Raw genomic sequence first — 474 nt, forward strand, 5'->3', positions numbered from 1 at the left:
CGTGCGCTCGCGCACCGGCGAGAGCTACGGCAAGATCGAGGATATGCTGGTGGACAAAGATGGCGAACGCGTCGTCGCCGTCCGCATGGACGATGGTCGCCTGGTCGGTGTCGAACATCTCGACATCCACGACGATTCGGTGACGTATCGCGATACCGGACCGGCGGCGGACACCCGCTACACGCGAGTTCGCGCACGCAGCGTCTGATCGATCACGCGCTACACTACGACAAAGGGCCTCCGGAGCGATCCGGGGCCCTTTTCGTGTGGGGCGTCTTGAGAAGCCCTGCGCAGGATCCCGGCAAGCAGATCGATGAAAGCATTTTCCTACATCGTGCGAATCTGCTTCATCCGGTGCGATGCAGCGTACTTCTCCCGATCCTGTCGAAACCGGCGATGGAGCCGCGGCCCGCACCCGCCGCCGTCCACCCGTCATGCCGGGCGCAGGGCAGGGGATGGAAGGCGGGCAGGCGG

The 474-nt window shown here is 64.8% G+C and carries 1 protein-coding gene; it reads left to right on the plus strand.

Translation table 11 applies throughout. The annotated features are described in order from the left end of the window. A partial coding sequence (locus tag A3736_RS06240) for a PRC-barrel domain-containing protein (RefSeq protein ID WP_156502014.1) occupies positions 1-208 on the plus strand: 208 nt, incomplete at its 5' end. Between the last annotated feature and the right edge of the window lie 266 nt (positions 209-474).

This window comes from Erythrobacter sp. HI0063, assembly GCF_001635685.1.
Lineage (GTDB): Bacteria > Pseudomonadota > Alphaproteobacteria > Sphingomonadales > Sphingomonadaceae > Qipengyuania.